This is a genomic window from Longimicrobiaceae bacterium (assembly GCA_035936415.1).
Classification (GTDB): Bacteria; Gemmatimonadota; Gemmatimonadetes; order Longimicrobiales; family Longimicrobiaceae; genus JAFAYN01.
On sequence record DASYWD010000567.1, the window covers coordinates 1 to 7,861 of the forward strand.

Below are 7,861 nucleotides of genomic sequence, written 5' to 3' on the forward strand. Positions count from 1 at the left end.
CCCGGCGCGCCGGGTGGCCCTCCTGCATTCGCCCCGCGCTCCGGGGACCTTCCCGGGCCGCCGCGCGTATCACCGGCGGCCCGGGACGCCCCCGGAGCCACGCCGGTCGCCCACACCTCCCCGCCGATGCGCCCGTCGCGACGAGCCCTCACCGCCCTGCTCCTCGGGGCCTCCGCCCTCGCCGCCTCCGGGTGCGAGCTGGCCGAGGTGACCACCGCCGAGCCGGGCGACGTGCTGGTGGTGGAGGCCGTACTCCGCACCGACCGCCCCTTCCAGAACGTCCTCCTGCACCGCACCCTGCAGGGGCGCACCATTCCCGGCGAGACCCGGGCGCGCGTGCGGGTGCGCACGGAGAGCGGGGAGGAGATCGTCTTCGAGCAGACCCCGCGCGAAGACTGCTTCCCCGGGATCGGCCGGCTCCTCCGCGGCCAGGACACCCTCCGGGTGGAGGCCACCTGCTACGAAGCGCCCGGGGGCCTGGAGGGGAGCTGGGTCGTCCCCGGCCGGCGCTACGAGCTGCTGGTGGAGACCACCCGCGGCGAGCGTGTGCGCGGCGTGACCACCGTTCCCGGCGACTTCGACCTCCGCGGGCTCCCCCGCGCCCTGCGCGACGCCGCGACGGGCGACCGCCGGTGCTTCCTTCCCCCGGGCACGCCGCTCCCCCTCACCTGGTCCACCTCGCGGGGCGCCTGGGCCTACCTCACCGAGATGGAGGTGTACGGGCTGCGGCGCGTCCTGGGCGGCACCCTCGGGAACGTCCCCGATCCGCTCCGCCTCATCGGCGTCTCCGTCTCCGAGTCCGACACCACGGTGATGGTCCCCGGCGAGATCGGGGTGTTCGACCGCTTCACCATCGACCAGGAGCTGCTCCGCGCCATCCAGGGCGGGTTCCCCGAGGGCGTGCAGGTGCAGCTCGTCGTCGTCGCCGCCGACCGGAACTTCGTCAACGGCGTGCGCGGCGGCCAGTTCAACCCCTCCGGGAGCGTCCGCATCCCCAGCGTCGTCGGCGACGGCGTGGGCGTCTTCGGCTCCATCGTCCCGCGGCGGCTGGTTGTGGAGGTGCGGGGCGGCCAGACCGTCTTCCCCTGCCTGGACGAGTAGGCCTCCCCGCGCCGGGGCGCGCCGGCCCCGAGGTCAGCCGTCGATCGCGTAGACCAGCGTCACCATGGCGGTGACCGTCTGCTCCCCCGCCTCGATCGGGGTCGGGGCTCCCCCCCCGTCCGCAAGGCCGCGCGCCTGCATCGCCTCCATCCGGGCGAACACCGGCGGCGCCCCGCCCGCCGTGCTCGCGTCCAGCACCGAGCCCAGCCGCACCCCCAGCGCGGCCGCGATCGCCGCCGCGTCCGTGCGCGCCTTCGCCACCGCGTTGCGGATCGCCTCCGCCCGCACCGCCTCCGCGTTCTTCAGCCCGAAGCGCATCCCGTGCACCCGGTTGGCCCCGGCCGCGAGCGCCGCGTCGATCAGGCTCCCCACCTGCGCGATCCGCTCCGTCCGCACCGACACCATGTTGGTCACCCGGTAGCCGCGCTGCGTCGGCTCGTTCTCCCCGGGGCGCGGCGGCCCGTAGTCCGGGAAGACCGAGAAGTTGCGGGTCGTGATGTCGCGCCGCGGCACGCCCGCCGAGGTCAGCGCGCGGACCACCCGCTCCATCACCTGCGCATTCTGCTGCGCCGCCGCCTGCGCCGTGGGCGCCGTGGTCTCCACCCCGTAGTCCAGGAACGCCTCGTCCGGCGCGGCCTGCGCCTGCCCGGTGCCGACCACACGGATGGTCCGGGGTCCCGCGTCGGTGGGGCGCGGCTGCTGTGCGCGCAGCACCGCGGGGGCGGCGAGCATCGCCAGGGCCAGCGAGAAGATGTGCATGGGTCCGAGTCTCATGGTCGTCGTGGTTGGGGTGGTCCGGTGCCGCTCGGCCACCCCTTGTACGCCGCGCCCCCCGCCAGGTTGCAGCCGACCTCCGAAAAAAGGAAGAGGGACCCGCCTGGCGGCGGGTCCCTCCGGGTGGGGGGGCGGGCAGCGTCCGAATTGGGTGGGCGGTCCGGCGGAAATCTACCTGCGGGTTCAGGATGGAAACCTGGGGCTGTTGCTGCTGGGTCGCTGTCCCCCCCCGAAGACCTCACCTCTGGGCACCGGGCCTTCCCCGTGGAGGGGTCGACCATCCGGGCTTCGGTGTGGCATCCGTTCGCGGGTAGACTAAGCAAAGGCAGGGCCAATCGGTCGCAAAAACATAAGTACTTTGGCGGCAATCACTTGTGCGTAAACATCCCCGTGCCGCCCCGTGCCCGCCTGGGGAGCGCGTGACACACTTTGGGACGCGCGTGCCCCAGGAGCAACAGGGGCCGGTTTGTCAAGGCGGTGTCGGCGGGGAGCAAGCCGGGAGGGGCGGTGTATACGACGCTCCTTGTCCCGAGCCAGCGTCCGTCCCGAGCCGTTCATGCCCAGGAAATACGCCATCAAGGAAGTTTTTTCCACCCTGCAGGGGGAGGGTGCGCAGGCGGGGAGCCCCGCCGTGTTCCTCCGCTTCGCCGGGTGCAACCTGGGCTACGAAGTGTGCCCCTGGTGCGACACCGACTGGGTGAAGGCCGCGCACACCCTGGAGCTCGACGGCACGCTGGAACTGGTGCGCCAGGCCGCCGAGGCCGGCTTCGGCGCCGAGCGCCCGGGGCTCCTCCTGGTCGCCACCGGCGGCGAGCCCAGCCTCCAGCTCGACCGCCCGCTCGCCGACGCGCTCCGCGCCCGCGGCTACCGGATCTCCATGGAGTCCAACGGCTCCCGTCCCGTGGACCGCTCCCTGGTGGACTGGCTCACCGTCTCCCCCAAGCAGGCCGAGTTCGCCCAGAAGGAGGGCGACGAGCTGAAGGTGCTCTTCACCGGGGGGGCCGCCCCCGGCCCCGCCCCGGACCTGGACGCCATCCGCCGCCTGGCCGGGGGGACCCGCTTCCAGCACTACTTCCTCCAGCCCATCGACCTCCCCGAGCAGGGCGGGCCGAACTACGCCGCCACCGTGCGCGCCGTGATGGAGCTGGGCCCCCCCTGGCGCCTGTCCGTGCAGACCCACAAAGTGACGGGGATCCCGTGAGGCCTGACGCGGTGAGCGCCGCGCCGAACGCAGAGGCCGCCACCCCGGCGGGCCTCCCCCGGACCACACCCACGTCGAGCTGATGCTCCTCCAGGCGATCCTCTTCATTGTCGGCGCGGCAGGCCTGTACTTCGGTGCCGAATGGCTGGTGCGCGGCTCCTCGCGCCTGGCGTGCTCCTTCGGGGTGAGCGCCCTGGTGGTGGGGCTCACCGTCGTGGCCCTGGGCACCTCCGCCCCCGAGCTGGTGGTGAGCACCCTGGCCGCCATCCGCGGCGACGGCGGCGTGGCGGTGGGGAACGTGGTGGGGTCCAACATTCTCAACCTGGCCCTGATCATCGGCGTCGCCGCCCTGCTGATGCCGCTGCAGGTGCAGATGCGCCTGATCTTCCGCGAAGCGCCGGTGATGGTGGCCGCCGCGCTCACCCTCCCGATCCTGGCGTGGGACGGAGCGCTCTCCCGCGTGGACGGGGCGCTCCTCGCCGTGGCCTTCGCCGGCTACCTCGCCTTCGTGATCCGCTCCGCCCGCCACGAGCCCGAAGAGGTCCTGGCGGAGTACGCCGAGTTCAAGGAGCTGCAGGGCCACGGCTCCGAGGCTTCCACCCGGCTGCGCGACACGGGTCTCCTGGTGGTGGGGCTGGCGGTGCTGGCGGTGGGCGCGCACCTCCTGGTGGAGGCCGCGGTCTTCTTCGCGCGGGCGGCGGGCGTGTCCGACGTGGTGGTGGGGCTCACCGTGGTTGCGGTGGGGACCTCGCTCCCCGAGCTCGCCACCTCCGTGGTCGCCGCGCTCAAGAAGGAGGCCGACATCGCGCTGGGGAACGCCATCGGCTCCAACGTCTTCAACAGCCTCATCATCCTGGGCACCGCCTCGCTGGCCCGGCCCATCGTCGTGGACGTCGCTATCTTCGACTTCGAGGTGCCGGTGATGCTCGCCATCAGTATCGCCTTCCCGCTCCTCGCCTACGCGCGCCGCCCCCTGCGCCGCCCGGAGGGGGCGTTCCTCCTCGTCTTCTACGCCGCGTTCACGAGCGTGCTCCTGGTGCGCACGCTCGGCTGATTGATTCCGTCGTGGCGGGCCGCTCCGGAGCCCCGGGAAACTGCCCCCGGGTCTCCTCCGCGGGCTCCGGGAGCCTCACGATACTGCCGTGAGTCTCCCCTCGCCGGAGTGAGCCTCGCCAAACCGCCGGCGAGTCTCCCTCCGCACAGCATCGTACGGGTACTGCGGAACGACAAAACGGCGCCCCACCGGGATCTCCCGGTGGGGCGCCTGCTGCGAGGAAGCCGGAGAGGGTGCTCGGGAGGTGGGGGGAGGCTCCGCAGGAGGTGCGTTTGTTTGAGCCCGCGCGGCAATTCCGTCTCGCCCCGCCGGCCGGGCGAGTTTCGCACCTCCGGAGGAGCCTCCCCCCGCCGACCCCTCGCGACCGAGCCGCCCTCGGGTGCTGTTACAGCCGCACCACCCCCTGCTCGCCCAGCCGCGCCCACACCTCCGCGCGCCGGGCAGCGAATTCCTCGTCGGTCAGCACCGGCCGCGCGCCGGCCGTAGGGAGTGGGTCGTCCAGCTCCACCCAGGACACGCACCCCTCGTAATCGAGCGTGTTGGGGATCACCACGGGCTCCGGGAGCCGGTAGGCACGCAGCACCAGCACGTGCAGGTAGGGCTTGTTGCGGTAGGCGAAGCGCGACTCCACCGTCGCCGGCGTGAGCGGGTGCAGCCCCTCCAGGCGGTGCAGCGCCTCCAGGCTCTCCACGCGCAGGGCGTCCTCGACCACGGCGTAGTGCGTGATCCGTACCCGGTTCACGTCGTGCGGGAGCGCCTCCGCCGCCTCCAGGTACGGGCGGAAGTCGGGGCGCAGCTCGTCCGGGTTCTGGTGGTACAGGGTGGGGAAGAGCCAGAACTCCCGGTGCTCCACCTCGAAGCCCTGCCGCCGCTCGTGGATCCCGCCCTTGCGCACCAGCAGCGTCGTCCGGCCCTCCGCCAGCGCGCGCTCCGTGGCGCCCCACTCCTTCAGCGCCGAGCGGTTCTCAGCCAGCATCCGCCGCCTCCTTCGCGAAGGGGAGCGCGGCCACCTCCGCCCGCGTGCCGTCCGCGGCGCCCACGCGCACCGCGTCGCCCGGCTCCAGCTCGCGCCGCACGAAGCCCAGCGCCACGGTCTCGCCCATGAGGGGCGAGAACGCCACGCTGGTGATCCGCCCCGCGGGCTTCCCCGTCTCCGGGTGGAAGAGCGGCGTCCCCGGCGGCGGGGCGGCCCCGTCGCCCAGGCGCAGCCCGCGCAGGTGGCGGTTCACGTGGCCGCGGTGCGCGATGCGGACGATCACCTCCTGCCCCGTGTAGCACCCCTTGGTGAAGGAGACCGCCCGCGGCATCATCCCGATCGCCTCGAACGCCTCCGTCGGGATCACCTCCTCCGACAGCTCCGCGCCGTAGCGCGGCACCCCCGCCTCCACCCGCAGCGTCTCCAGCGCGCCGTGCCCCACCGGCCGCGCGCCCAGCGGCGCGCCCTCCTCCAGCAGGGCGCGCCAGAGCCCGGGGAGCGCCGCCGCCGGGGCGATCAGGTCGTACCCCTCCTCGCCCCCCGCGAAGCGCGTCCCCACCGCCAGCACCCTCTCCTCCCCGAGCGTCGCCTCGGTGAAGGCGTCCTCCTCCAGCGCCGGGATCTCCGTGCCCAGCACCCGTCCCAGCAGCTCGCGCGAGCGGGGGCCGTACACCCCCAGCGCGCCCACCTCCTCCGAGACGTCGGCCCACCGCGCGAACATGGGCGGGACGAACTTCTTCAGGTGCTCCCGCGTCCCCTCCAGCGCCTCGCGCGGAAGGTCCAGGAGCACCTCCGTTCCACCCGGGCGCTCCAGCCGGAAGGCGCGCAGCTCGCCGATCGTCCGCCCCTTGGGCGTCAGCATCGCCGCGTACACGGCGCGCCCCGGCGGCGCCCCGGCCAGGTCGTTGGTGAGCAGCCCCTGCACCATCTTCACCGGGTCGCGGCCCCAGAGGCGGAGCTGCGCCCGGTCGGCCCGGTCGGCGACGCCGGCGGCCTCGCGCACCGCGCGGTACTCCGCGGCCTCGTCGCCGAAGTGGCGCGGAAGGCGCCGCCCCGCCACCTCCGTGAACGCCGCTCCCAGGGCCTCCTCCGCCTCCCGGAGGGGGGAGTCCGCCGCCGCGCTCGTCTCGCTCATCGTCTCCACTCGCTCACGCCTCCATGGAATCCACCACGGCCCGCAGCTCCGTGAACCAGCGCGCCTTCTCCGCGAAGCGGATCCGGGCCAGGCCGCTGGGGCTGGGCGCCACGAAGTCCACGGTCCCCTCCACCAGCGAGCGCTCCTGCCGGCCCCACGGGGCGGCCTGCACCCCCGCGGCGCGGAGGTACACCCCCTTGCCGTTGTAGCACACCACCCGGGGCCGCAGCTCCCGCACGAGCCCGCGGAAGCGCTCCGCGCCCCGGCGGAACTCCTCGGCCGTCACCTCCGCCGCGCTCCGGGTGGGGCGCTTCACCAGGTCCGTCACCCCGATCCCCAGCTCCAGCAGCTCCCGGTCGCGCTCGAAGCTCCAGCGCTCCGGCGTCAGCCCCGAAGCCGCCAGCAGGTCCCAGAAGCGGTTGTTGCGGCCGGCGTAGTAGCGCCCGAGCCGCGCCGCCCGCACGCTGGGGTTGAACCCCACGAAGAGCAGCCGCAGCCCGGGCGCCAGCAGGTCCGGGAGCGTGCGGACCCGCTCCCCCTCGAAAAGGTACTCCGTCAGGACGCCGCCCCCGCCCCGCGGCACATCTCCCGGAGGCGCTCCTCCGCGCCCTCCAGCTCCGTCACCAGGCGGCGCACCTCCGCCGTGGAGCCGGCGTTCGGCAGCTCCACCTTCACCTCGTCCCCCTGCTCGCGCGGGAGGAACACCACCGTCACCTTCCATCCCTCCACTCCCGTCGCCTTGCGGGCGACCAGGTCCACCGAGTACTCCGTGCCGTCGCACTCCAGGCGGTTCGCGAGCCGGTGCTCCTTCCAGGAAGAGCTCCGCGACAGGGCCATGTGAACGTCCTTCCCCGGGGTGATCGTCAGTCCCGCCGGAGGCCGCGGCAGGGGAGTTGTCTCCGCGGCCCGGCCCCCACATCTTTCCATCCGCCGCGGGTCCGCAGGACCCCTCGCGACAAAGATAAACGGGCCGCGCGGAGCAGGGCAAATCGCTCCGGCCGGCCGTTCCCGAACCGGCACCCGAGCATGCCCTCACCCAACCCGCTCTGGCTGCAGCGGCTCCCCGCCGAGGTCCGGCGCCGCCTGGAGCTGGCCGAGGCCCGCGCCCGCGAGGCCGTCGCCGAGGCCCACGCGGCGCAGGCGCTGGAGCTGGTCGCCATCCTCGCCCCGCGGATGCCCTTCGACGAAGCCATCGACCGCTACGTCGAGATCATGGAGCTGAGCGGCGACGAGGAGGAGATCGTCCGGACCCGCGCCCTCTCCGACCTGAGCGACCCCCACACCGGCTCCGAGCTGGCGCGCGAGCGGCCCCGCGGCTGGGGCTTCGACTGGCGCTACGCCACCCCCGTGGGCGCGCTCCGCTTCATCCGCCGCCAGATCCGCCGCAGCGCGGAAGAAGACCTGTGGATGGAGCTGTTCGCGGCGCGCACCTGGGAGGCGCTGATCCGGACGCACTTCAAGCACGCCCTGCACTTCGTGGACGTCCTGGAGGAGCACGCGCCCCCCACCCAGGCCGTGTCGCTGTACATCGCCCAGCTGGAGGTCCCCGCAGGCCGCGCCGCCTCCGTGTACCAGCGCGTGCTGGCGCGGCTGGCCGAGCAGTTCCTCCCCCGCCTGGAC

Annotated in this window: 9 protein-coding genes; 4 read left to right on the plus strand and 5 right to left on the minus strand. The window is 73.8% G+C overall.

All coding sequences use genetic code 11. The features are described from left to right. Positions 1-126: 126 nt before the first annotated feature. Positions 127-1,101, plus strand: coding sequence for a hypothetical protein (locus VGR37_22820; protein HEV2150250.1), 975 nt, complete (start codon positions 127-129; stop codon positions 1,099-1,101). A gap of 33 nt (positions 1,102-1,134) precedes the next feature. On the opposite strand, the gene VGR37_22825 is transcribed toward VGR37_22820, so the two are convergent. After that, positions 1,135-1,875 (minus strand): SIMPL domain-containing protein, encoded by a 741-nt coding sequence (locus VGR37_22825; GenBank protein HEV2150251.1) that lies wholly within the window; start codon positions 1,873-1,875, stop codon positions 1,135-1,137. Positions 1,876-2,431: 556 nt separating this feature from the next. Here VGR37_22825 and VGR37_22830 point away from each other — a divergent pair. Both VGR37_22830 and VGR37_22835 read left to right on the plus strand, forming a co-directional pair. Beyond that, positions 2,432-3,076 (plus strand): hypothetical protein, encoded by a 645-nt coding sequence (locus tag VGR37_22830; protein HEV2150252.1) that lies wholly within the window; start codon positions 2,432-2,434, stop codon positions 3,074-3,076. Between the two features lie 82 nt (positions 3,077-3,158). Then, the gene (locus VGR37_22835; protein HEV2150253.1) at positions 3,159-4,130 is read left to right on the plus strand and encodes a calcium/sodium antiporter; all 972 of its coding nucleotides are present in this window, start codon (positions 3,159-3,161) and stop codon (positions 4,128-4,130) included. 385 nt (positions 4,131-4,515) lie between these two features. On the opposite strand, the gene VGR37_22840 is transcribed toward VGR37_22835, so the two are convergent. From VGR37_22840 to VGR37_22855, 4 genes are read right to left on the minus strand one after another with little or no spacing between them, the layout of a single operon-like run. Then, positions 4,516-5,106 carry a DUF1802 family protein gene (locus VGR37_22840; GenBank protein ID HEV2150254.1) on the minus strand — a complete coding sequence of 197 codons (591 nt, stop codon included), beginning with the start codon at positions 5,104-5,106 and terminating at the stop codon, positions 4,516-4,518. Beyond that, complete coding sequence (locus tag VGR37_22845) at positions 5,096-6,241, minus strand: aminomethyltransferase family protein (protein ID HEV2150255.1); 1,146 nt, start codon at positions 6,239-6,241, stop codon at positions 5,096-5,098. The genes VGR37_22840 and VGR37_22845 overlap by 11 nt, the downstream gene beginning before the upstream one ends. Before the next feature lie 13 nt (positions 6,242-6,254). Further along, positions 6,255-6,824: a mismatch-specific DNA-glycosylase gene (locus VGR37_22850; protein ID HEV2150256.1), complete on the minus strand. Its 570-nt coding sequence runs from the start codon at positions 6,822-6,824 to the stop codon at positions 6,255-6,257. After that, positions 6,797-7,078, minus strand: coding sequence for a hypothetical protein (locus VGR37_22855; GenBank protein ID HEV2150257.1), 282 nt, complete (start codon positions 7,076-7,078; stop codon positions 6,797-6,799). Before VGR37_22855 ends, VGR37_22850 begins: the two co-directional genes overlap by 28 nt. Positions 7,079-7,267: 189 nt before the next feature. On the opposite strand from VGR37_22855, the gene VGR37_22860 reads away from it, so the two are divergent. Then, positions 7,268-7,861: hypothetical protein (locus tag VGR37_22860; protein HEV2150258.1), on the plus strand; the 594-nt coding region annotated here is incomplete at its 3' end.

Bases quoted from the DNA above. Each gene is read 5' to 3' on its own strand.
- VGR37_22830 (HEV2150252.1), top strand. From the start codon at position 2,432: ATGCCCAGGAAATACGCCATCAAGGAAGTTTTTTCCACCCTGCAGGGG.
- VGR37_22825 (HEV2150251.1), bottom strand. From the start codon at position 1,875: ATGAGACTCGGACCCATGCACATCTTCTCGCTGGCCCTGGCGATGCTC.
- VGR37_22855 (HEV2150257.1), bottom strand. From the start codon at position 7,078: ATGGCCCTGTCGCGGAGCTCTTCCTGGAAGGAGCACCGGCTCGCGAAC.
- VGR37_22845 (HEV2150255.1), bottom strand. From the start codon at position 6,241: ATGAGCGAGACGAGCGCGGCGGCGGACTCCCCCCTCCGGGAGGCGGAG.
- VGR37_22835 (HEV2150253.1), top strand. From the start codon at position 3,159: ATGCTCCTCCAGGCGATCCTCTTCATTGTCGGCGCGGCAGGCCTGTAC.
- VGR37_22840 (HEV2150254.1), bottom strand. From the start codon at position 5,106: ATGCTGGCTGAGAACCGCTCGGCGCTGAAGGAGTGGGGCGCCACGGAG.
- VGR37_22820 (HEV2150250.1), top strand. From the start codon at position 127: ATGCGCCCGTCGCGACGAGCCCTCACCGCCCTGCTCCTCGGGGCCTCC.